At 66.8% G+C, this 23,095-nt stretch carries 19 protein-coding genes and 1 tRNA gene; 10 read left to right on the top strand and 10 right to left on the bottom strand.

Annotated features, from left to right (window positions below; translation table 11 throughout):
• The first annotated feature begins 180 nt into the window (after window positions 1-180).
• Together ACYVKL_RS09370 and ACYVKL_RS09365 are read left to right on the top strand one after the other, a co-directional pair.
• Window positions 181-1,224 (top strand): nitronate monooxygenase, encoded by a 1,044-nt coding sequence (locus tag ACYVKL_RS09370; protein WP_379168390.1) that lies wholly within the window; start codon window positions 181-183, stop codon window positions 1,222-1,224.
• Window positions 1,225-1,281: 57 nt separating this feature from the next.
• Window positions 1,282-1,674 carry an SCO5389 family protein gene (locus tag ACYVKL_RS09365; RefSeq protein WP_213558091.1) on the top strand — a complete coding sequence of 131 codons (393 nt, stop codon included), beginning with the start codon at window positions 1,282-1,284 and terminating at the stop codon, window positions 1,672-1,674.
• 67 nt (window positions 1,675-1,741) lie between these two features.
• Here ACYVKL_RS09365 and ACYVKL_RS09360 read toward each other — a convergent pair whose 3' ends face one another.
• From ACYVKL_RS09360 to ACYVKL_RS09350, 3 genes are all read right to left on the bottom strand, one after another.
• Window positions 1,742-3,607, bottom strand: coding sequence for a serine/threonine-protein kinase (locus tag ACYVKL_RS09360; protein WP_379168388.1), 1,866 nt, complete (start codon window positions 3,605-3,607; stop codon window positions 1,742-1,744).
• 57 nt (window positions 3,608-3,664) lie between these two features.
• Complete coding sequence (locus ACYVKL_RS09355) at window positions 3,665-5,284, bottom strand: acyl-CoA synthetase (RefSeq protein WP_379168386.1); 1,620 nt, start codon at window positions 5,282-5,284, stop codon at window positions 3,665-3,667.
• Between the two features lie 203 nt (window positions 5,285-5,487).
• On the bottom strand, window positions 5,488-7,125 hold the full coding sequence (locus ACYVKL_RS09350; RefSeq protein ID WP_379168384.1) for a long-chain fatty acid--CoA ligase: 1,638 nt from the start codon (window positions 7,123-7,125) through the stop codon (window positions 5,488-5,490).
• Between the two features lie 503 nt (window positions 7,126-7,628).
• Here ACYVKL_RS09350 and ACYVKL_RS09345 point away from each other — a divergent pair.
• Entirely contained in the window at window positions 7,629-9,098 is a 1,470-nt protein-coding gene (locus ACYVKL_RS09345; RefSeq protein ID WP_379168382.1) for a flavin-containing monooxygenase, read from the top strand.
• Window positions 9,099-9,198: 100 nt separating this feature from the next.
• Window positions 9,199-9,271, top strand: a tRNA-Arg gene (locus ACYVKL_RS09340).
• A gap of 360 nt (window positions 9,272-9,631) precedes the next feature.
• On the opposite strand, the gene ACYVKL_RS09335 is transcribed toward ACYVKL_RS09340, so the two are convergent.
• Window positions 9,632-9,784 carry a hypothetical protein gene (locus ACYVKL_RS09335; protein ID WP_379168380.1) on the bottom strand — a complete coding sequence of 51 codons (153 nt, stop codon included), beginning with the start codon at window positions 9,782-9,784 and terminating at the stop codon, window positions 9,632-9,634.
• Window positions 9,785-9,906: 122 nt separating this feature from the next.
• Window positions 9,907-10,143, bottom strand: a complete 237-nt coding sequence (locus ACYVKL_RS09330; protein WP_379168378.1) for a MarR family transcriptional regulator — start codon at window positions 10,141-10,143, stop codon at window positions 9,907-9,909.
• A 193-nt stretch (window positions 10,144-10,336) separates the two neighbouring features.
• On the opposite strand from ACYVKL_RS09330, the gene ACYVKL_RS09325 reads away from it, so the two are divergent.
• The 3 genes from ACYVKL_RS09325 to ACYVKL_RS09315 all read left to right on the top strand — a co-directional run bounded on the left by ACYVKL_RS09325 (window position 10,337) and on the right by ACYVKL_RS09315 (window position 13,271).
• Window positions 10,337-11,170, top strand: coding sequence for a sigma-70 RNA polymerase sigma factor region 4 domain-containing protein (locus ACYVKL_RS09325; RefSeq protein ID WP_379168376.1), 834 nt, complete (start codon window positions 10,337-10,339; stop codon window positions 11,168-11,170).
• A complete protein-coding gene (locus tag ACYVKL_RS09320; protein WP_379168374.1) occupies window positions 11,167-11,958 on the top strand; it encodes a PP2C family serine/threonine-protein phosphatase in 792 nt (263 codons plus the stop codon). The genes ACYVKL_RS09325 and ACYVKL_RS09320 overlap by 4 nt, the downstream gene beginning before the upstream one ends.
• Window positions 11,959-12,092: 134 nt before the next feature.
• Window positions 12,093-13,271 (top strand): permease, encoded by a 1,179-nt coding sequence (locus ACYVKL_RS09315; protein ID WP_379168372.1) that lies wholly within the window; start codon window positions 12,093-12,095, stop codon window positions 13,269-13,271.
• 85 nt (window positions 13,272-13,356) lie between these two features.
• Here the strand turns inward: ACYVKL_RS09315 and ACYVKL_RS09310 are convergent, their stop codons facing one another.
• On the bottom strand, window positions 13,357-14,193 hold the full coding sequence (locus ACYVKL_RS09310; protein WP_379168370.1) for a hypothetical protein: 837 nt from the start codon (window positions 14,191-14,193) through the stop codon (window positions 13,357-13,359).
• Window positions 14,194-14,675: 482 nt separating this feature from the next.
• Here ACYVKL_RS09310 and ACYVKL_RS09305 point away from each other — a divergent pair, with 482 nt between their 5' ends.
• A complete protein-coding gene (locus ACYVKL_RS09305) occupies window positions 14,676-15,086 on the top strand; it encodes a DUF4189 domain-containing protein (RefSeq protein WP_379168368.1) in 411 nt (136 codons plus the stop codon).
• Window positions 15,087-15,240: 154 nt separating this feature from the next.
• Here the strand turns inward: ACYVKL_RS09305 and ACYVKL_RS09300 are convergent, their stop codons facing one another.
• Entirely contained in the window at window positions 15,241-15,864 is a 624-nt protein-coding gene (locus tag ACYVKL_RS09300; protein ID WP_379168366.1) for a DapH/DapD/GlmU-related protein, read from the bottom strand.
• 137 nt (window positions 15,865-16,001) lie between these two features.
• The gene (locus tag ACYVKL_RS09295) at window positions 16,002-16,400 is read right to left on the bottom strand and encodes a nuclear transport factor 2 family protein (RefSeq protein ID WP_379168364.1); all 399 of its coding nucleotides are present in this window, start codon (window positions 16,398-16,400) and stop codon (window positions 16,002-16,004) included.
• A gap of 817 nt (window positions 16,401-17,217) precedes the next feature.
• Here ACYVKL_RS09295 and ACYVKL_RS09290 point away from each other — a divergent pair.
• Window positions 17,218-17,871, top strand: a complete 654-nt coding sequence (locus ACYVKL_RS09290) for a hypothetical protein (protein WP_379168362.1) — start codon at window positions 17,218-17,220, stop codon at window positions 17,869-17,871.
• 112 nt (window positions 17,872-17,983) lie between these two features.
• On the opposite strand, the gene ACYVKL_RS09285 is transcribed toward ACYVKL_RS09290, so the two are convergent.
• Window positions 17,984-21,256, bottom strand: coding sequence for a protein kinase domain-containing protein (locus tag ACYVKL_RS09285; RefSeq protein ID WP_379168360.1), 3,273 nt, complete (start codon window positions 21,254-21,256; stop codon window positions 17,984-17,986).
• A 195-nt stretch (window positions 21,257-21,451) separates the two neighbouring features.
• Window positions 21,452-22,297 (bottom strand): SDR family NAD(P)-dependent oxidoreductase, encoded by an 846-nt coding sequence (locus tag ACYVKL_RS09280; RefSeq protein WP_379168358.1) that lies wholly within the window; start codon window positions 22,295-22,297, stop codon window positions 21,452-21,454.
• Window positions 22,298-22,438: 141 nt separating this feature from the next.
• Between ACYVKL_RS09280 and ACYVKL_RS09275 the strand changes: the two genes are divergently transcribed.
• Window positions 22,439-22,972, top strand: coding sequence for a CGNR zinc finger domain-containing protein (locus ACYVKL_RS09275; protein ID WP_379168356.1), 534 nt, complete (start codon window positions 22,439-22,441; stop codon window positions 22,970-22,972).
• Window positions 22,973-23,095 lie beyond the last annotated feature (123 nt).

Genomic DNA, 23,095 nt, shown 5'->3' with positions numbered 1-23,095 from the left:
GGTCGTTCGGTGATGCGGCACTGCAAGTCCTAGCGCTCGGAGGGTCCGGTAACGATTCGGCATCGCTGTGATGGAAACAGTACTCGCTCGTGACCATTTCGCAACCTTTTGTGCGATAACGCCAGCTCGAGTCCTCGAACCCTTGATCACAAACCGTAACCGAAAGCGCACACTGGTGAGATGGTTCTCGACGAGTTGCGTACGCCGATCGTCCTTGCGCCCATGGCCGGTGGGCCGTCCACCCCGGAACTGGCCGCCGCCGTGACCGATGCGGGTGGTCTCGGGTTCGTTGCCGCGGGGTATCTGTCCGCGAGTGACCTGGCCGCGCGGATCGCGGCCACCCGCGCGCAGACCACGGGCGCGTTCGGGGTCAATCTCTTCTATCCGTCCGAACCGAGTCCGACCGATCGGTTCGATACATATGTGCGGGAACTGGCCGCGGACTTCCCCGTCGGCGACGCGCGCTACGACAGCGACGACTGGGACGCCAAGGTCGAACTGCTGGTCGCCGACCCCGTTGCCGTCGTGTCCACCACCTTCGGCTGCCCGTCGAGCGCGGAGATCGCGCGGCTGCACGCGGCCGGGACCGAGGTGTGGGTGACGGTCACGTCGGTCGCCGAGGCCCGGCACGCCGTGGCCGCCGGCGCGGACGCGCTGATCGCGCAGGGCGCGGAGGCCGGCGGGCACCGCGGGGTCTTCGTCGACGATCCCGCCGACGATGCCACCGACCCGCTGGGGCTGCTGGCCCTGCTGCAACTCCTGCGCGCCGCCGTGGACGCACCGATCGTGGCGGCGGGCGGCATCGCGACCGGCGCCGGGGTCGCGGCGGCACTGGCCGCGGGCGCGGCGGCGGCGCAGCTCGGCACCGCGTTCCTGCGCTGCCCCGAGGCCGGGACCGCGCCACTGATCCGCCAAGCCATCACCGCCGACACCCCGACCATGCTGACCCGAGCCTTCACCGGCCGCCGGGCGCGCGGGCTGCGGAACCGATTCATGCTGGAGCACCCCGACGCTCCGGTCGCCTATCCCGAGATCCATTACGCCACCGGGCCTTTGCGGGCCGCCGCGCGCGCCGAGGGCAATGCCGACGCGGTGAACCTCTGGGCAGGTCAAGCGCACGCACTGGCACCGGAGCTACCGGCCGGCGAGCTGGTGCGGACCTTGACCGCGGACGCGAAAAAGGCTCTGGAACGGGCACTTTCGTCGCGAATCCAGACTTATTGACAACGGATTCCATCTACAATCGGCTGACACCTTCCGCCATCCCATGAGGAGAGCGATATGTCACTCGACGTACCCACCGCACTACTCGAGCGCGCCGAACGCGGTGAAGTCAGCGACGCAGAGTTCGTCGAATGCGTCCGCAACTCGCTGCCCTACGCCTATGAGGTGGTCAGCCGGGTAGCGGCCGATCTGCGTTCCGGCACGGCGGAATACGCCGACAACACCATTCCGCCGCCGGACGAGACCGCCCGCGGTCAGCTGCTGCGCGCCATGGCCTCCGATGCCATCCGCGGCGGCCTGGAACGCCACTTCGGCATCAAGCTCGCCTTCCAGAACTGCCACCGGGTCGCGGCTTTCCCGCTCGCCTCGGTCGGCGGCGACACCTACTCCACCTTCATCTCCACCCGCGCCCAGCTGCTCAACCAGAGCCCGGAACTGCGCAACTGCTGAGTGCCCCAACCCGATTCGGCGCGGCCGCGACCCGGCCGCGCCGAATCGCGTGCACCGGGCCGGTGCGCTACCGCCGGCGTGCGCGGAACCTGCGGACTTCCAGCACCGTGACCCAGATGAACGCCAGCAGCGGCCCGACGAAGATCACGTAGGCGATCACCGTCGTGCCCACATCCCCGAACCCCTCGGCGAAGGTCACCGCCAGCACGCCGGCGCTCATGATCGCGAAGAACAGCAAGCACAGCCCCAGCACCGCCCACCACACGGGCTGCCACGGCCGAATCCCGCGCCGCTGCACCGGTTTCGCGGCCATTGCGGCGTATCCCGGCGCGTACTGCGACACGAAACCCATACCGCCCGGCTGATTCGGCAGGCCCGCGGACCGGCCGCCCGGTGGCGGCGTCGCGCCCGCGGCCACTCTGCCGGGCGGCGGCATCGCGCCCGCCGCCATCCCGCCTGACGGAACCGCGCCCGCCCCCATCCCGCCGGGCAGCGGAGTGGAACCCGGCGTCATTCCGCTCGGCGCCGGAATCGCTCCCGCACCGGGGCCGGTCGGCGAAGACGTCGCACCGGAACCGATTCGGCTCGGTGGAGGCGTTGCGCCCGAGCTCATTCCGCCGGGCCGCGATGCCGCGCCCTGGCCGATGCCCGTCGCCGGCGGCGTCGTTCCGGAACCCATTCCGGTCGGCAGCGGCATGGCGCCCACACCAACCGGGCCCGCCGGCGTCGCACCGGTGCCGATACGGCTCGGCGGAGGTGTCGCTCCCGAGGGGGTTGCTGTCGGAGAAGGCGTTTCGCCCATGCCCATTCGGCTCGGTGGCGTCGCACCGGCGCCCATGCGGCTCGGGGAAGGCGCCGCGCTCGACGGAGCTCCGGTCGGCGAAGCTGTCGCGCCCGTGCTTTTTCGGCTGGGCGGAGGGGTTGCGCCAGAGGGGGTTCCACGCTGGGGCGAAGGCGTGTGCGCGACTGCCGGGCGGGCGTGCGCCGCAGGGCCGGGCGGCGGGGTATAGGGCGGAAACTGCGGGCCGGACGTCGAACCGTGGCTCGGGAAGCGGTCTCCGTCATCCCATTTCGTGGTGGGGTCGGAGCGGCGGGGCGGGCCCGGGCGCACGGCGGGCGCGGCTTCCAGGGCGGCGCGGGCGGCGGCGGCCAGGGCGCCCGCGCTGGGGTGGCGCCGGTCCGGGTCCTTGGCCATGCCGCGAATGATGACGGCGTCGAGGGCGGCGGGGATCAGGGAGTTGCGGTCGCTGGCCCGGGGTGGTTCGGACGTCACGTGCGCGGCCATCTGCTGGACCGGGTCGGCGTGGGCGAAAGGTTTCGCGCCGGTGAGGGTTTCGTACAGCAGGCAGGCCAGCGAGTAGACGTCCGAGCGTAGGTCCTCGGTGCCGGAGTAGCGTTCGGGCGCCATGTAGGCCCAGGTGCCCACGGCCACACCGGTGCCGGTGATGGTGGCCTGGCCGACACCGCGGGCGATGCCGAAGTCGATGAGGTAGGCGAATCCGCTGGGCAGGGTGATGACGTTGGAGGGCTTCACGTCCCGGTGCACCAGGCCGGCCTGGTGCGCGATGTCGAGGGCCGCGGCGACCTGGGAGACCAGGTCGACGGCCCGCGCGGGCGGCAGCGAACCTTCCTCGCGCAGTGTCTTTTCCAGGTCGGAGCCGTCGATCAGCTCCATGTCGATGTAGAGGCGGCCGTCGAGTTCGCCGAAGGCGTGGATGGGCACCACGTGCGGTCCGCGCAGCCGGGCGGCCAGCCTGGCCTCGCGTTCGAATCGCCGCCGGTAGTCCTCGTCCTCGGCGAGTTCGGCCGGCAGCAGTTTCAGGGCTACTTCCCGCTCGAGGCGGGTGTCCTCGGCGAGCCAGACTTGACCCATACCGCCCCGCCCGAGCAGCTCGACGAGCCGATAGTGGCCGAGATTGCCTGCCCCCGGCACCTGTTCCTCCCCTTGCTCGACCGCGTACTGCGATGCTCAGCATACGGCCCGGGCGGCTCAGACCTCCTGGAGTTTGCGCTTGAGCACCTTGCCGGTGGGGTTGCGGGGCAGTTCGGTCAGGAAGACCACCTCGCGCGGCACCTTGTAGCGCGCCAGGTTGTCCTTCACGAATTCCTTGACCTGCGCCTCGGTGCAGGATTGCCCGTCGTGGACGACGACGAAAGCCTTGAGGCGCGCGCCGAACTGCTCGTCGGTGACGCCGATGACGGCCGCTTCCCGGACCGCCGGATGCGTGTACAGCAGTTCCTCGACCTCGGCGGGGAAGACGTTCTCGCCGCCGGAGACGATCATGTCGTCGTCGCGTCCGTCGATGAAAAGCCGTCCGGCGCTGTCGAAGTGGCCGACGTCGCCGGAGGACATCAGGCCGCGAACGAATTCCTTGGTGCCGCCGCCGGTGTAGCCCTCGAACTGGATGCTGTTGCCGACGAAGATGCGGCCGGTCGCGCCGTTGGGCACCGCGCGTCCCTGGTCGTCGAGGATCTCGACTCGCGCCCCGAGGACCGGTTTGCCCACGCAGCCTGGCTCTTCGGCGAGATCGGCGGGGGTGGCGATGGTGGCGTAGGCGACCTCGGTCGACCCGTACAGGTTGTAGACGACCGGCCCGAAGGCGGCCGTCACCTCGGTGCACAGTTGCGCGCCCAGCTGGGACCCGGCCACGAACACGATGCGCAGCGCGGACAGGTCACGCCCGGCCAGCGCCTGCCCGCCCAGGTCCATCATGCGGGCCAGCATCACCGGCACCGCGATGACGGTGGTGGCCCGATGCCGGGCCATGGAGTCGATAGCGGCCTGCGGGTCGAAGCGGCGGCGGATCACCAGGGTGGAGCCGAAGCCGAGGGTCAGTACGGCGCAGGCGAATCCGAGGGTGTGGAACATGGGGGCGCAGCATTCGGTCACCTCGTTCACCCGGAACGGGACCTTCGACAGCAGACCGCCCAGCGACAGCAGCGATTTCGGTTCCGCGCGCGGTGCGCCCTTGGGGGTGCCGGTGGTGCCGCTGGTCAGCAGGATGATCTTGGGCTCGGCGCCGGGCGCGGGCGGCGCGTCGGGTGAGCTGGTGGCGATGAGGAATTCGAGGCTGTCCTCGCGCGGCTGCTCGGTCCAGGCCCGGTAGCTGCCGCGTTTGGGACGCACCTCGCCGAGCAGGTCGGCGTACTCGTCGTCGTAGACGAGCAGGTCGGTGCCTTCCCGGGACGCGACGTCGCGGATCTGCGGCGCCGCGAAATCGGTGTTGAGCAGGATGATCCGGGCCCCGCACTTAGCGGCGGCGAAGATGGCGTCGAGCAGGCCGCGATGATTGCGGGCCAGCACGGCCACGCCTTCACGGGGTTTCAGCCCGCGTTCGCGCCACGCGTTGGCCAGCCGATTCGAGCGGTCCTCGAGCTCGGCGAAGGTCAACTCCCCCAACTCGTCGATGACCGCGGTGCGGCCGCCGAATCGCGCGGCCGACAACCGGAGCCCGGCCGCCAAGGTCCCGTACCGCAGCATCGCGGTGGCCGCCGCCACCAGCGCCACCGGCGATTCCACCCGTGCGAGCCCCGCCCCCACGGCCAGCCGCGCGGATTCCGCCTCCAGATAGGCCCGCTCCCCCACCGCCTTGATCAGCCCGAATGTCATGAGCGACCACCCATATTCGATTCCACCCCGGACCTCCTCGTCCGCCCCTGCAGATTGCGGGCATCTGCCCTCAAACTAACCGTACGGACCCGCGACCGCGACCGGAACCGCTCCGCGCAGCCAGATGGCCGGATCGGGCGGCCCACCTAAAACTCGTGTGCGCCCGCACATTTCGGCGAGCGCACACGAGTGGAGCCAGTAGATCAGGCCAGCGTGACGACGGTCAGGGAGCCGTCGGCGTGCTGGGCGCGCAGGCGCTTCTTGTCGAATTTGCCGACGCTGGTCTTAGGGACCTCGGCGATGAAGGCCCAGTGTTCGGGCAGCTGCCACTTGGCGAACTTGGGGGCGATGAAGTCGCGCAGCTCTTCGGGTTTGGCCGCGGAGCCGTCGGCCAGCACGATGGCGACCAGGGGGCGCTCGTCCCACTTCTCGTCCGGGATGCCGATGACGGCGGCCTCGGCGACGGCGGGGTGGCCCATGACCGCGTTCTCCAGGTCGACCGAGGAGATCCATTCGCCGCCGGACTTGATGACGTCCTTGGAGCGGTCGACCAGGGTGAGGTAGCCGTTGGGGCTGATCTTGCCGACGTCACCGGTGCGCAGCCAGCCGTCGTGGAACTTGTCGGGGTCGACCTCGCCGCCCGAAGGCGAGTAGTAGGCGCCGGTGATCCACGGGCCGCGAACCTCCAACTCGCCCAGCGATTCCCCGTCGTTGGGCAGCACCGAACCGTCGTCGGCGACCAGGCGGGCCTGCACGCCGGCCGGGAAGCGGCCCTGGGTGTAGCGGTAGCTCCAGGCCTCGTCGCCCTCGGCGCCGGCGGGCGGGTGCGCGACCGAACCCAGCGGGGAGGTCTCGGTCATGCCCCAGGCGTGCAGCAGCTTGACGCCGTGCCGCTCCTGGAAGGCCTGCATCATCGACGGCGGCACCGCCGCGCCGCCCACCACGCAGGTGCGCAGGTGCGAGATGTCCTGCGGCTGCGCCTGCAGTCCGGCCAGCACGCCGCCCCAAATGGTCGGGACGGCGGCGGCGAAGGTCGGCTTGGCGACGGCCATCATCTCCAGCAGCGGGGCGGGCTGCAGGAAGCGGTCGGGCATCAGCACATTCGCGCCCGACATCATGGCGGCGTACGGGATGCCCCAGGCATTGGCGTGGAACAGCGGCACGATGGCGAGCACGGTGTCGGCGGCGTCGAAGCCCATGCCGTTGGGCGAGATCACCTGCATGGCGTGCAGCCAGTTGGAGCGGTGCGAGTAGACGACGCCCTTGGGGTCGCCGGTGGTGCCGGAGGTGTAGCACATGCCGGCCGCGGAACGCTCGTCGATGACCGGGAAGTCGTAGCTGTCGGACTGGGCGTCGAGCAGCTCGCGGTAGGAGTGCACGGTGACGCCCTCGGGTGCCTGGAGTGCGGCCGCGTCGCCATTGGCGACGATCACGTGGCGGACCGTCTTCAGGTTGGGCAGGTACTGGGCGAACATCGGCAGTAGCGAGCCGTCGACGATCACGACCTGGTCCTCGGCGTGGTTGGCCACGAATACCAGCTGTTCGGGGAACAGGCGGATGTTCAGGGCGTGCAGCACCGCGCCCATCGCGGGCACCGCGATGTAGGCGACCATGTGCTCGTTGTTGTTCCACATGAAGGTGCCGACTCGGTCGCCGACTCCGATGCCCAGGTCACGCAGGGCATTGGCGAGCCGGGCCGCGTCCTGGCCGACCTCACGATAGGTCTGGGTGCGCAATCCGTCACCGGTCCAGGTGGAGACATGACTGTCGCCCTGGAAGGTGGAGGCGTAGCGCAGCAGTGTCGCGAGTGACAGCTGCTCGTCCTGCATGGTGCTCAACATTTCCCAACCGCTCCTTGCACGTACCTACGAGTCACGTGAACTGAGTCACTTCCGGGAGCCTAGCCGAATTCGGACATGCGTGAACGGGCCCCGCGAGAAGACTCGGGCTGCGGACGACGAACCCCACCCTCGTCGTCCGCAGCCCGTTACCGACCGTCCGCCGCCCAACACGACGACCAGCCGGTTCCGCGGTCCTGATCAGCGACTTCGACTCGCTGACGACGCCCCCTGCGGCGGCGCAGAATAGCCAATCACTAACCAGGACAAGCAAATTGGAGCAAGAACTTCCGTGAATATAGGGAGTGCGACACCGGGCTGTCCAGTCGGCGACAGCGTCGCAGGTCAGACGGCGCTCACTGACCCGGACAGTGGGCGGTGAGCTGAGTCGCTGGGCAACGATCGGCATCCCGGAGCCGACCGGCTAACCGATGTGGCCGAAAATACCGATTCACTGACCGGCGATGTCTGCATGACCAGCGGGAATGCGCCCTACCGTTGCTGATATGCAGCGAGAGCCGTCCATTCTGATCATCGGTGCCGGATTCGCCGGACTCGGCATGGCACTGGAATTGCAGCGCCACGGCCTGACCAACTTCACGATTCTGGAGAAGGCCGCCGACCTGGGCGGGGTGTGGCGGGAGAACACCTACCCGGGCGCGGCCTGCGATGTGCCGTCGCCGCTGTACTCGTGGTCGTTCGAGCCCAAGTCCGATTGGCCGCGCCGGTTCTCGCAGCAGCGCGACATCCACGAGTACATGCGGACGGTCGCCGAGAAGCACGAGCTGCCGTCGAAGATCGAATTCGGGGCCGAGGTGGTGGATGCCGAATTCGACGAGGCGGGCAGCCTGTGGCGGGTGCGCACCGCCGACGGCGTCACCCGGGTGGCCGACGTGCTGATCCCCGCGGTCGGCCAGCTGTCCCGTCCCGCCATGCCGAATCTGCCCGGCATCGACTCCTTCACCGGTGCGGCCTTCCACTCCGCCGAATGGGATCATTCGGTGGATCTCACCGGCAAACGGGTCGCCTGCATCGGCACGGGAGCCAGTGCCATCCAATACATTCCGGCGATTCAGCCGAAGGTCGAGCACCTGACCCTGTTCCAGCGGTCGGCCGCCTGGGTGCTGCCCAAGTTCGACGTCGAGTACACGCCGGTGCATCACGCTCTGTTCGAGCACGTGCCCGGTGCTCGGCTGGCGGAACGCTTCGCCATCTGGGCGTTCTTCGAGGTGATGGCGTTGGCGCTCACCGATATCCCCGCCATCAAGACCCCGGTGATCGCGATCGCCGACCGGCACCGTGACAAGCAGGTGCCCGATGCGGCGTTGCGCGCCAAGCTGACTCCGGATTACGCGGCCGGCTGCAAGCGCGGACTGTTCTCCAACGAGTATTTCCCCGCCTTGTCGCAGCCCAATGTGAGCGTGGAGACCACGGCCATCGAAGCCGTGACCCCCAATGGGATTCGCACCGCCGATGGCGTTGAGCATCCGGTCGATGTCATCGTCTACGGCACGGGTTTCAAGGGCACCGAGTTCCTGGCCCCCATGAATATCTATGGCCTGCAGGGCCGCAAACTGGCCGACGAGTGGTCCCCCGAGGGCGCGCGCGCCTTCCTGGGCATGTCGGTCCCCGGCTTCCCGAACCTGTTCCTCATGTACGGCCCGAACACCAACGTCGGTTCCGGCTCGATCATCTACATGCTCGAGTCCCAGTCCCGCTACATCCGCCAGGTCGTCGAGTACCTGTCCCGCCGCCCCGGCCTGGCCCTGGCCGCCACCCCCGAGGCCGACGAGTCCTGGGACGCCTGGCTGCAGCGCCGCCTGAAGGACACCCCCTGGAACTTCTGCTCCAGCTGGTACCGCAACGCCTCGGGCCGCATCACCAACAACTGGCCCGGCGCCACCCTCCTCTACCGCTGGAAGACAACCAAATTCACCCCCGCCGCCTACCAGGAATCCCACCCCACCGGCCGCTGACCCACCCCACCCCCGCTCACACCCACCTTCCCGAGCGGATGCGCCCCTCCGCCACCCCACCAGGTAGACTCCCCACGACCCGGCCACCGCCGGGCCGTCAGCCCTCGTAGCTCAGGGGATAGAGCACCGCTCTCCTAAAGCGGGTGTCGCAGGTTCGAATCCTGCCGAGGGCACACCATCAGCTCCGGACACGGCCGACGTCCACGGCCGGGCGCATACCCTGAACACGCGAACACCCCGCCGGCTAGGTCCCGGCGGGGTTTTCGTCTGTCTGGGAGTGATCAATCAGGTTGCGATGCGATGCGATATTGGCCTTCGGGCGGGCCTTGCGTCTGTCACCGGCCGCGCTCGTATCGTGTCGGCAGCGGCGGCCCATCGCTCCCGTTCGATCCGTGCTCTGATCGCACCCACGCTGGTCTCCGGAGGAATTCGCTGCGGCCAGAGCGCGGCCCTGAGCAGTGCCGCGCCAGGGACCACGAACGCCAGCATCCATCCCCAGAACATGGCAGTCTCATGGTGGGCCAGGTAATTCATCATCGCTCCAGTTCCTCCTGTTCGAAATCTGCTGGACTCCAGCTCTTTCCACGGACGCCCGGTGGCACTGCGTCGATGACGGTCACGCCCAGCGCTTCGAGGGCCGAGACGTCGGCCTCCAGCTCGCGCAGCTGCGCCATGTACTCATCCATCGGCACAGGCCACCCGTCCGCCCCAACCACCGACCACGACCCATCCGAGCCCTGGAGGTAGCGACCTCCGGACTCGATACCGGGCGGCGCGGATTGTCTTGCGGGCCAAGACCTTCGGCGGCTCATTGGGCGTACCTCCTGAACTTCGTGGTCCAAGCCGCGTGTCCCCTGGGGGTGATCGACCAGCGGGAGGCGTATGGCGCGGCCATCACCAGACCACGTGACTCCAGTTGCCCGATCGCCCGGCGAGTGGACCACCCGGTGATCCGGGCCTGTTCGCTGATCTGGGCGGCGGTCAGCATCCCGCCGGGCGCGAGCACGCCCAACACCGCCGCCTCCGCCATAGACCCGGTTGCCATCGCTACTCAGACGGACGGATTGCGGAGAACTTCGTTGACTTACGGACCCGCACGACGACCCCCTAGTCAAAGCTTCCAGTGTTTACCCCCTCTAAACTCACGAATCGGACGGTCAGAGGTGTGGTTTAGAAGGGGTAAACAGGAGCATACGCCTAACGGACACCCGCCGTAAAGGGCCTCTAAACTCGTACCCGTGGCTACCGCCGAGGAGTTCGAACAGGTCCGGAACGACCCGGATCCCATTCGGCGCGGTCAGCGAGCCGCCGAGCTCATGATCATCTACCAACAGCGCGCTACCGAACTTGCACGTCTCCGCAAGGCCGCCATCGAGGAAGCCCATCGAAATGGCCTGAGCTACACCGAGATTGCCGATCAACTCGGCATCACTAAAGGGCGCATCAGCCAGATTCGATCTACCGCGCCCGGCCCTGAACGCGCCTTCTTCGGGGTTGGCCCAGTGACCGTGGGCATCCCCCGACGATTTGGGTTCGAGGAGGGGCGTGAGCGCCCGTTCTTCGACGCGAACGACGAGGCCACCCGTGAGGTCATCGAGGGCACGCTGACACGGCTTTCATTGGCCAACAGCCGGTTTGCGATCGATCCAGACATGTCCGAGCCGCCGGCAGGTGACTCGGTGATTATCTGCGGGCCGAAATCCACGCCTGTTGGGCGACATCTGCTCGATGCCGATCCGGTGCTCGACTTCGAGCGCACCGAGGAGGCCTGGTGGATCACCGATACACGGAGCGGTAACCGCCACCGCTCTCCATACCACCGCGATAGCTCGGTTCGAACTGACCTCGGCTACTTCTCCCGGCGCCGAGAGCCTGGGCGCGTACTCGTTCACATCGCGGGCATCACCAGCATCGGATCGCTCGGCGTGGCGCATTGGCTGGATCGGAATCTGAGCGAGGTGTTCAGCTCGTCCTCGACATTCATCAGCGGAGTAGTCGAATGCGACTTCGATGCCGACTTCGCCGTGACCGAAAGCCGTTTGGTCGCCGGCCCATACTCGGAGCGCTCATGAAGGTCACCGCGGCTCAGCTTCCCGCGCTAGCGGACGAGGACCGGGTATTCGTCACCGATCACGGCGTGATTGTGCTCGACGGAGCCACCGCGCATGACCCAGCCATGCCAGCCGCTCGCGAGTACGTGGATACCCTTGGCGCCGAGCTCTGCAGTCGGATCGACCGCCCCGGGGATCTGCGGGGCATTCTCGCCGGGGCCATTGCCGCTACTGCGGATCACCTCCAGCTGCATTCCGGCGGCGCTCCATCGAGCACGGTCGCACTGCTTCGGGTATGTGACAACATCGCCGAGATCCTCACTCTCGGTGATTCCCCGGTGATCGTCGGCCGAGCTGACAACGGCTTTGACATCGTCACCGACACCCGCATCAACGACCTCAATCTGCCGGAGTCCACGCAGTACCGAAACAGGCTTGCCTCCGGCACCGGTTACGACGAGACCCACCGCGGCCTACTCCGAGTGCTCCAACGCAAGCAACTAGAGCACCGGAACCAAGCCGGTGGCTACTGGATCGCCGAGACCGAACCCGATGCCGCATATCACGCCGTAACCGCCCGCTACCCAGTTGAATCAGTCCCGTGGGTCGTGCTCGCTACCGACGGAGCCGCAAGCTCCCTCCCGCTACTGGAGACCTCTTGGCCGGACATCGCGAAGATGGACACCACCGGACTGCGGCAACTCCTCGAACGTGGTCGACATTGGGAAGCCGACCGCGATCCGGATGGCCAGATCCAGCCACGTTCCAAGCGCCACGACGACATGACCATCGCCGTCGCCTTGCCGTAACCCCTTGCGGCCGCCCCAGCTCCCCATCTCCGCTTCCCCCAATCGAGTGGCAGCAGTGATTGATTAATACCCCTGGCGGGTATAGGGTCGCGATTGTTCGGTCGTGGGGGCGAAGAGGATGGGACGAAGCGGCGATGAGCGCTATCGGACACGCCCTGGCGTTGGCCGGATCGATGACCTGGGAGATTCTGTGGGCGTTGATTCTCGGCTTCGCGCTGTCGGCGATGGTGCAGGCCGTGGTGCGCAAGTCCACGATCGTGCGACTGCTGGGTGACGACAGTCCCCGCACCCTCGCCGTCGCCGCCGGATTGGGCGCGGCTTCCTCGTCGTGCTCGTATGCCGCCGTGGCGCTGGCACGGTCACTGTTCCGCAAAGGCGCGAACTTCACCGCGGCCATGGCCTTCGAGATCGGCTCCACCAACCTGGTCGTCGAACTCGGCATCATCCTCGCCCTGCTCATGGGGTGGCAGTTCACCGCCGCCGAATTCGTCGGCGGACCCATCATGATCGTGCTGTTGGCGGTGCTGTTCCGGCTGTTCATGCGCTCCCGGCTCGTCGACGCCGCCCGCGAGCAGGCGAACAAAGGGCTGGCCGGATCCATGGAAGGCCATGCCGCCATGGACATGTCGGTACCCGCCGAAGGCCCCTTCCTGCGGCGGCTCTTCTCCAAGCAGGGCATGACCGCCGTATCCCACGTCTTCGTGATGGAGTGGGCTGCCATCCTGCGCGACCTGGTCATCGGCCTGCTGATCGCGGGGGCGATCGGCGCCTGGGTGCCGGATACGTTCTGGCAGAAGTTCTTCCTGACCGACCACCCGCTGGCCTCGGCGATCTGGAGCCCGATCGTCGGTCCGCTGGTGGCGATCCTGTCGTTCGTCTGCTCGATCGGCAACGTGCCGTTGGCGGCGGTGCTGTGGAACGGCGGCATCAGCTTCGGCGGCGTCATCGCGTTCATCTACGCGGACCTGTTGATCCTGCCGATCCTCAATATCTACCGCAAGTACTACGGCACCCGCATGATGCTCACCCTGCTGGGCACCTTCTACGCCGCCATGGTCGGCGCCGGCTACCTCGTCGAGATCCTCTTCGGCACAACCGGTCTCATCCCGGGTGAACGCAACGCCATGGTGATGGCCGAAGGCATCCGCTGGAACTACACCACCTGGCTCAACCTCGCCTTCCTCCTCCTCACCGCACTGCTCGTCCTGCGATTCGTCCGCACCGGCGGCATCCCGATGCTGCACATGATGGGCGGCGCACCCAACGACCAGCCCGCCCACCACGACCATCACCCATCCGGCCCCGCCCAATAGCCGAACGGCCGCTGCCGCAAGTGATCACATCGTCATCGGGGGCAAGATGCCTTGCTGATGCAGCGACATCATGACCTGACATCGACTACCGGCGCACCCACCCCTGGGCAACATCGGATAGATTCCACCATGAAACATATTGGAGTGGAGCCGATTTAAGCTCCCACCCTTCCGCCAGGACATCGAAGAAGGCGTCATCACCAGTCTTGCCGCCCTTCGGTTCACCGATGAAGATCAGCCGCTGCCCTCCGCGCGCCGCGAACTTCGCAAGGGCCCCGGAGGCCATCGGGCTTCCCCATCCGGGCGGCCAGCACATCAGTAGCGTGTGATCGGCGTTCCCCGCGGTCCGGGCCGAGTACTGCCCCAAGTCGCCGACACTGTGCCAGATGTCACGCTGACCGGCAGCGCCAGGGAACGAGATGTTGTCGGTGATATCTGGCGGTTCCGAGTCATAGGCGTCTACCTTCATCCCCGCGTGTTCCAGCTGCGCCGCCCAATACCCGCGTCCCGCACCTAGTTCCACTAGCAGACCGCCTTCACAGAACTTCCGGACCCACGCGACTGTTTCGGGCGAGGGTATGGCGTACGCGTATGCGGCCTGGAGGATTGTCTGCGCGAACGCGAGGCGGGCACTCCCGGACGGTTTGCCGCCGTCCACGACCCATCGCCCATCTCGCTCTGAAACTGCCGACTCCACGATGTCCCAGTACGGATTTCCACTCGGAGACTCGCCGCCCGTCATGTAGTGCACGAACTTCAGGTCGAATGCTGCGTCGGCTTGCTGATCACCCGTGCCCGGCAGCATCGGCGCCGTCTCCAGGTACTCCGCGACCTTTGGATACTGAGCGCGCAATCGCTGCTCGTCACCGAGTAGAGCGGCGAGCTCACTCCGCCGCTCCGGGGTCAGTGTGAGATCAGCCATGCATCGATTCTGCCGCTTGGCTGATCGATCTTGGCTCCCTTCAGCAGAGATCGGCCAAATCCGTTGCTGCACAACAGAGCTACAGCACCCTTGACTCGCCCTCCCCCTGCTGAGGGCGGCCAGTATGAGACGGTTGGGAGGACTGGGCAGGCGGCCAGGTCGAGCGATCAGCGGCAGGAGAGTGTGTTCGGCAAGGCGACCTCGTCGAGGGAGGACCGAATCCGCCGCAGCCGCGGCTCTCGCCCGGGCCACACGTCGTCATAGTTGACCGCGTCCGTCGCTGCGCGAGGCGATGGCCACCGACGAGGGCGCTCCCGCAGCCAAGGGCGACTGGATCGGTTTCCGCAGATCCGTCACGAACACCGCAGTTCGTGATGGTCTTTGCCGTGCCCCCAAGACTTGGGGCGATCTCGAGTCCATGCGCTGCGGTATCTTCCATGCGATCGCCGCACCCTGGTCGGCGCGCAGAGGAAGCACGCCACTTGTTCAACAAATCCTTTGCGGCCGCCGCCCTCTCGGTGAGCGCCGCTGCCCTTCTTGCGGCACCGCCTGCCTCCGCCGACCCGGTCAACTGGGGCGCCGTTTCCCTCAGCGCGTGGGGCAACGTCTACGCGTTTTCGGTCAACCACCCGACCGAAGCCGACGCCATTCGAGCCGCCGACCGAGCGTGCAAGGGTCAAGGCATCATCGACTGCCGGATGATGGTGACGTTCGCGAACGGCTGCGGTGCAGTCGTGACGAGTCCGCTCGCGATCGTCGCAGGGTTCCCGATCGTGGGCTTCGGTAAGGGGGCGACCCCGGGCGAGGCATACGCAGACGCCACCCGCAACCTCCCCACCGGCACCGGAAGCGTCGGCTCGTTCAATCGCGAACATGCCTGCACCCAGCCTTGATCTAGTTCCAGCACGGTCCTCGGCAATTGCGGACGTTCCGCCGGCCTCGGATCAGTAACGGCCCGTTATCTTCCGTCGCGCTGGCCGGTTCGGTCAGCGCGGTATGCGGCAGTTCGTGCGTTCAGCAGCAAAGTGGAACCGCTGCTGCCTCGCGCTACCAATCTCGGCGCACCGCGGCCTTGGGGCCAGCCACCAAGCTCCTCGCCGGCACGTCATCGGCCACGACTGCACCTGCGGCGACCACCGCGTCACGCCCGATGCTGACCCCGGGCAGGATCATTGCCCCGGCACCGATCCATACGTTCTCCGCCACATCGATCGGTGCACCGGTGAGGAATCGGCGCCGTTCCTCCGGGTCTACCGGGTGGCCCATGGTGATGAATGTGGCCTTCGGGCCGATCATCACGCCCCTACCCAACCGAATACCGGCGTAGTCCAGGAAAGTACACCCCTGATTGATGAACACGCGCTCGGCCAAGTCCAGGTGCAGTCCATGGTCGGTGTAGAAGGGCGGGTAAATCGTGACTCCTGCGGGGAGAGGGCGGCCCAGGATCTGTTCGAGCAGGGCTGCCTTTCCGGTCTCGTCGTCGAAGGGCAGGATGTTGAGACGGGAGGTCAACTCCGTGACCTGCACAACCCGCTCGTGCATCGCTGTGAACTCGGCACCGAGAACCCGTTCGCCCTGCGCAAGGAGCTCGGCATCGTGGATCAGCATGAAGTTGTCGCTCGCCATCCCGCCATACTTGCGCATCTCACCGACGAATGGACGCTCGGTCATCGAGCAGTAGCGAACGTTCTCTGGGCCTCAGATCGCCTCAGCCTGTTGATCTTCGGCGCACCTGCGGTGGCCCGTTCTGACAGCGCGGTATGCGGCATGACAGTGCATCGGCGTCATCGTAGAGTCGCAAGCGCCTCTTATCCTTTTGCCCAAGCCCAGGCCGTCAAGCGCCAGTCGGTGCCGACCTTGCCCAATGCCACAGTGAAGACCGCGCCGGTTTGGGTGACCCGCTCGCCCTGAAGGTTGAACGAGAGGGTGCACGGAACGACGACATACCCGAAGTCGCCGGTGACGTCGACATGTCGTGGCTCACCGAGATCCATGCGATAGCCGGAAACCCCGACGTGCTCGCCCTCAGCAAGCACAGCCCTCCACCACTCCTCCGCGGCTGTCGGCCCTTGCCACACATGTGGCGACATTCCGTCCAGAATCTGCATCGGGTCAGCGCAGGCTGCCGCCATCGCCTTCTCGTCACCGTTGTTGAAAGCGTCGACATACTGGCGCACCACCGCCATCGGATCGTTGGAGTTGGGCACGACGGGTCTCCTCTCTCGCGATGTGTCGCTCATTGTTCTTCGGAGGGTGATTCGTAGTCGCCGGCGCCGATGGCCGGGCAACGATGCGGGCGCTGTCACGACTCTGTCGCAAGTGCCTGCACACACCGGACAGGCGCCTACCGAAACGCCAGGATGAGAGACGGTGGCAACCAGCCAGAGAAACCCATCACCCGATCCCATTCTGCCTCGGAGCTGAAGCTCGCTCATCGGCAGTTGCGGACGTTCCCCCGGCCTCGGATCGGCACGGCCAGTTGATCTTCCGACACCACGCGCTGACCGCTGCGGTCAGCACGATCAGCGGCAATAGCGTGCGTTCCGGCGTTCCGAGATTGGGAGAGGCAGCTGGGGGATTCTGGCGATGGACTGCAGCCGGATTGGTTTGTTACAGGGCGCGGTATCCGGCTGCCTCGGAGTCTTGGCGGCTGATGGCAGCAATCAGGCAGATCGGACTGGCGGTCTGGATGTGGCTGTCCGAGGGGCGGTTCGGCCGGGTTTTCCCTCCGACCTGCACGTAAATGGCAGGTGAGGGTCGGTGTGTGCTGTGCAGGGGATCAAGGCTGGCTAGCTCTCGTTGCCGCCGCGATGGACCATGAAGACGTTCTAGGCGTCGGCGTCTGGACACGTGGAACGTCCGCCTGATGCGCTAGTCGGGCTTGCTTCCAATTCCATTCGAGCGGTAGCGGGAAGTCGGTTCGAACCCTGAGGTGTGCCGAAGTGTGTGAAACGATCGTACGTAAGATTGGTGGTGGATTTCCTGCCGGAGCAGTCGCGGCGGGTTGTGGATGAAAGGACCCCGATGACCACCGAGACCTCCGAAGACACCCGCCAGGCGGAGACCCCGCAGGCGCCGATGACACGGGCCGATCAGTTGCGCGCGGTGGTGACGCTGGTCAAATCGGGTGGATTGAAGCCGCTGGCGATCTACGTGTACGGCGAGCGGAAGAAGGCCGCCAAGAACTCCATGTACCAGTACCTCGGCAAGGGAGTCATGGCGGGAACAGCCGCACTGCACCGCGCCCTGGTGCCTGTAGCAACCGCACCCGGCGCGGGGCCGGTGCGCGACCGGCTGATCGAGCTGCTCGACCGCCAGGCCGAGGTCATCCACGCCGCACCGGTGCGCAAGGTGGCCCTGACCTGGCTCGCCGCCGGCACCCCGGTCGATTTGAGCGCGCAGCTGAGCAAAGCTGACATGTTCCGGCTGGCGTTGAACTACCACTACCGCCAGCCGTTCGAAGAGTTGTTCGCGACCGAGGACGGCCGTGCGGCGATCGGTACGGACAACGTGCCCGCGGTGGTCGCGCAACTTGTCGGCCCGATCGCCTACGGTCGGCTGGTCGGAGCCGCCCGCACCACCCACGACGACCACGTTCGCATCGTCGACGAGTTCCTGGCCGCACACCGGCAGCCGGAGACCGAGGCCGAGCCGGCCGACACCGCTGCGGAGTCCTGACACAGGTCGCAGGTTCGAATCCGGTCCCCGCTATTCGGCCGATCAATCTTGGCCCACTTCAACATGATCGGGACCATCAGGTTCAGGCAGCACACAGACTTCTGGCCGACGGTCAATGAACTTGTCGTTCAGCGCTTTCCGCGATCCAGGCCGCGATTTGCGTTCGGGAGGTGAATCCGAGTTTGGTGAGGATGTGCTCGACGTGGCCTTGGGCGGTGCGTTGGGAGATCACCAGTTTGGCGGCGATCTGTTTGTTGGTGAGCCCTTGCGCGACGAGGTCCGCGACCTGGCTCTCACGCTTGGTAAGAGCTTTGCCCGGACCTGATGCGGGCAAAGCGTCGGCAGGTTTTTCACCGAGTACGTAAGCCACGGCATCGTCCATCCCCATCGCTCGGCCTTTACCGGAGGCCACGTCGAATCTGCGGGCGCCGAGAGCGGATCGCGTTGTCCGGACACATTCGTCGTGATTGTCCACCATTGGCAACATGGGCGATGCGTTACCGAAGGACCGCCGTCCTTCTTCTGCGGCTCCCATCAGTACGGCTGCACGCCCGGCGTCACCGTTGGCGCCGGCGACCCAGGCCAGCACCTCGAGGCTCAACGCGGCAACGAACGGACTGCGCATTCGCCGGTTGACTCGCAGTGCGTCCTCGAACAATTCGGTTGCCCGGGAGCGCTCACCTTGCCGCCAGGCGGCAACGCCCAGGCCCCACAACGCTATCGACCGGAAGTACGATTCACCGACCTCTTCGGTGAGGGAAATCAACTGCCGGTAACACTGGATCGCCACTTCTGTCTCACCGGCCAGTGCGTGCACCCCACCGAGCCGGGCCAAAGCAGCAGCGTGAAGGGATTCTTGCCGATTCGAGCCGAGCATCCTGACAGCGCGTTCCAAGCAGGAGACCGCCAGAGCAAGCTCACCGCGATAGAGCGCCACGACACCGTCGGCATAAGCGATCAGCGCCTGGGTCATCGGGGTGGGATCCTGTTCGGCGAGCACGCGTCCCTCCTCGGCAAGCGCGGCAGCCGCCGGCAGGTCGCCCTGCACAGCTGCCATGATGCAGCCGGCATGAAGGGCTTTGACACGGTCGGGTACCGATTGCCGGGCCGGGTGGTCGAGGAGCCGTTCGATCCAACGGCGACCCTCGCTGTACAGACCTCGGAAAGTCCAGAACATGAATAGTGCTGTGGCGGTCTGCAATCCGGCTTCGGCCGCTTGCTCGGTGTTTTCGGCCAGGCTGTATTCGAGCGCGTCGCGCAGGTTGGGTTGTCCGCGTTCGAGCCTGGCGTTCCAGTAGGGTTGCCGGTCGCTGATCCACCCGGCCTCCGCGGCCAGCGCTACTCGGTGGGACCAGTCGAGGTGCCGGCGCCGTAACAGCTGATCCTCACCGGACTCGCGCAGCTTCTGCCGGCCGTAGTCGCGAAGTGTCTCCAGCATCCGGAACCACACCACACCATCCGACTCGTCGCGGATCACGATCGACTTGTCCACCAGCGAGGACAGCTCATCGAGCGCACTCTCCGGAGCCAGATCGACGCCGCAAACCTGTTCAGCGGCATCGAGTTCGTAGCCCCCGGCGAATATCGACAGCCGGGCCCACAGCCGCTGCTCGACCGGGGTGCACAACTCGTAGCTCCAGTCGATACACCACTGCAGCGTCTGCTGCCGTGCGGGTGCGGTACGGCTCGCGCGCGTCAGCAGTGCATACCGATCGTCGAGGCGTTGCAGGATCTGCTCGGGCGACATCATCCGCATCCACGTCGCCGCCAGCTCAATCGCCAGCGGTAACCCGTCCAGCCGAGCGCAGATCCGGGCCACGGTGGCCTTGTTGTCTTCCGACAGTTCGAAGCCCGGCACGACCGCGGTCGCGCGGTCGACGAACAGCGTGACCGCGTCGTACCGCAGCAGCCCTCGCACTGACGATTCCGGATCCGGCACCGTCAGCGGCGAAACACGCACTACCGCCTCCCCGGCGATATTCAGCGGTTCACGGCTGGTGATCAGGATCCGCAGGTTCGGACAGTTCAGCAACCATGTCTCGACCAGCTCCGCCACCGCCGCCACCAGCTGCTCGCAGTTGTCCAAGACAAGGAGCGACTCCCGCGTGGACAGAAACTCGACCACCACCTCGGGCAGCGGCCGCGCCGACACATCGCGCAACCCCAAGGTGGCGGCCACCGCGTGGACCAGCAGCGACGGGTCGGAGACATCGGCCAACTCCACCAACCACACCCCGTCGGCGAACTGCCGCCGCGCGGTCGCCGACACCCGCAACGCCAACCGGGTCTTACCGACACCGCCGATCCCGGTCAACACCACCAGCCGGGCGGTCGACAGCAGATTCTTCACCTCGGCCAGCTCGGAGCGGCGACCGACGAAACTGGTCAACTCCAGCGGCAACCCACCCGCACCCCGGGAAATCGGCGGCCCAGGCGGGCACCACCCCAGCGTGGCGGGCTTGTGGTCCCGGCGTTCCGCGGCCGGCTCGGGGCGCAACGCCATCTCGCCTCCGGTGAACCCGTGGTGACGCTGCACTCGCTGGATCATCTCCCCCAGCGCGGCTGCCGACGGCCGTTGGAGGGGATCGCGGCTCATCCCCGCCGCGATCACCGCGGAGATGTCGCCGGCGATGCCGTGCTCACGCAGGTCCGGCACCGGCTGGGAGGTTATCCGCAGGAACTGGGTCACCACGCTCTCTCCACTGCGACGTTCGAACGCCGCATGCCCGGTCAGCGCACAGAACAGGGTGGCACCCAGCCCGTAGACATCCGCAGCCGAGGTGGGAGCCCGACCCTCGAGTACCTCCGGGGCCGTGAACGCCGGCGACCCGGCCAGAGTGCCCGCGGCCGTCTCGAAACCCCCGGCGATCCGCGCGATACCGAAATCCGTCAGCGCGGGCTCGCCGTAGTCGGTCAGCAACACATTGCCCGGCTTCACATCCCGATGCACGATGCCGAGGCGATGCGCGCTCTCCAGCGCCCCGGCGATCTTCACCCCGATCCACAACACGGTCTCAACCGGCAGTGGACCCTGCCCGCGGATCCGTGCTTCCAGAGATCCGACCGGGTAATACGGCATCACCAGATAGGGTCGTCCGCTCGCGGTGGTACCCGCCTGCAGCATCGTGACGATGTTCGGATGCCCGGTCAGCCGGCCCATCACTTGCTGCTCCCGGAAGAACCGCGCCCGGTTCTCTGCGTCCAGCTCGGCGGTCAGGATCTTCACCGCCACCGTCCGATTCAGCTCGGTCTGTGTGCAGCGATAGACCACACCGAAACCGCCCCGCCCGATCTCCTCGGCATCCTCGAACCCGGCTGCGGCCAATTCCTCCGTGACCGGTTCGAACACGTCACGAACTGTCTGGAACCGATCGTCCTCGCTCATCAGCTGCCCACCATCCACCGGCGTCCCGGCACCGAGCAACACCCGTTAAGTCCTGGTCAACGCACAGCGTATCCCCACCGAGCATCGGCAATCGAACGGCTTGGACCTCAACCTCGGTCACATTTCCTGCTCACTCGGGACCGCGCGCAACACCTCACCCGTCCGACGATCCGCGTGGCCCCGCTGCGAAGTTGTCTATCCCGTGTGGGCATCGACCAGGTTGGTGACGGAGGCCCATTCGTCGAGGTCGTCGAGGCGGGCCGTGAGCGCGGAGCGCATGCTGTCGGAGCCCGCGATGCCGAGGGCGAGGCGGCGGGGCGGATTGTCGCTGGCAACGGCGGTTCGGATGCCTGCGGCTACGCGATCGACAGCGGAGAAGGCCGAGGCGGGCAGTGCCCCGATCGCCTGTTGCAGGGTTCGTACCGTCTGGTCGTAGTCGGCATGGTTTGCGGTGGCCGCGGCGAGGTTCGACAGAAAGGGTGTCGCGGTCAGGCCGGGCTGCACGAGAGTGACGTGGATATCGAGTGGCGCGAGTTCGGCGGCGAGCGCGTCGGAGAGACCCTCGACGGCGTATTTGGTGGCGGCGAGCAGCCCGACGCCGGGGTCGGCGGTCTGTCCGTAGTAAGACGAGCCTTGCAGGATGTGCCCGGATCGTCGGCTGCGCAGCACCGGCAGTGTCGCGCGTAGGACGTTGAGTACGCCGAAGACGTTGGTGTCGAAGATCGCCCGTGCTTGCGCGTCGGATGCTTCCTCGACCGCCCCGAAGAGCCCGTAGCCGGCGAAGTTGGCGACGACATCGATGCGGCCGAAGCGAGCCACGCTCTGCTCGACCGCCTTCATGACGGCGGGCTCGTCGCGCACGTCCGCCTCGATCGTGAGCAGCTGTTCGGATTGCGCCAGGCCGGCGAGGGTTTCGGTGTGTCGAGCTACCGCGACGACAGCTTCACCGGATGCCAGCGCCTGAATTGCGAGCTCGTGTCCGATGCCCGAGGAGGCGCCGGTGATGAACCAGACTCGCGGGGTATGTCCTTCATTCGTCATGTTGCGACCGTAATGTTTTAGAGCGCAACATTTCAAGGGGTTCTTCTGTCCTAGTTGCGACCGAATGAGCTAAACCGCAGGCGGCGTTGGTATCGTGCAGGTGTGGAGATACCGCAGTGGAGCGACGACGCGGCTGCCCTGGTGTTGTCGTTCGTCAACACCAGAGCTGACGGCGCGGGGCGCGTCGAGATGTTCGGCACGGCTGCGGAATTCGCACATTGGGCGATCCAGCGAGGTCTGCTCGACGCGGCCACGGTGGTGACCGACTCCGACGCGGTGGCCGCACGCGAGCTTCGCGACGCGTTGGTCACGACGTTGCTGACACACGCGAGCGACCCGGATATCACTGATGCCCAGGTCATCGCGGCGGAACGGTACCTGCGGCAGGCCGGTGTCCGCTATCCGCTGACGACGGTCGTCACCACGCAGACGGCGCGACTTCTCGCCGGATCGACCGGTGTCCCCGGTGTTCTGGGGAGCGTTCTCGCGGCGGTGACGGAGACAGCGCAGCGCGGGGACTGGATGCGGATCAAGGCATGCTGCAATCCGCCGTGTCACTTCGGCTTCATCGATCGCACCCGTAATCGGGCAGCGCGCTATTGCAGTCCCGGATGCGGATCGCAGGTGTCCATGCGCGCGCTTCGGCAACGACGCAAGCAGGCCGATTCCCTCTGATCGAGATGACCTCGGCGCGTTGCGGCGGTGGCCCGGCGCTCCAGTTCGATCCTGGCTCTGATCGCACCCACGCTGTTCTGCGGCGGCATCCGATCGGACCAGAGCGCAAGGCGCAGCAGGGCG

It is taken from the genome of Nocardia tengchongensis, from assembly GCF_054781395.1.
The sequence above is the reverse complement of the archived record's forward strand: the minus strand, read 5'-3'. Positions and strand labels throughout refer to the sequence as shown.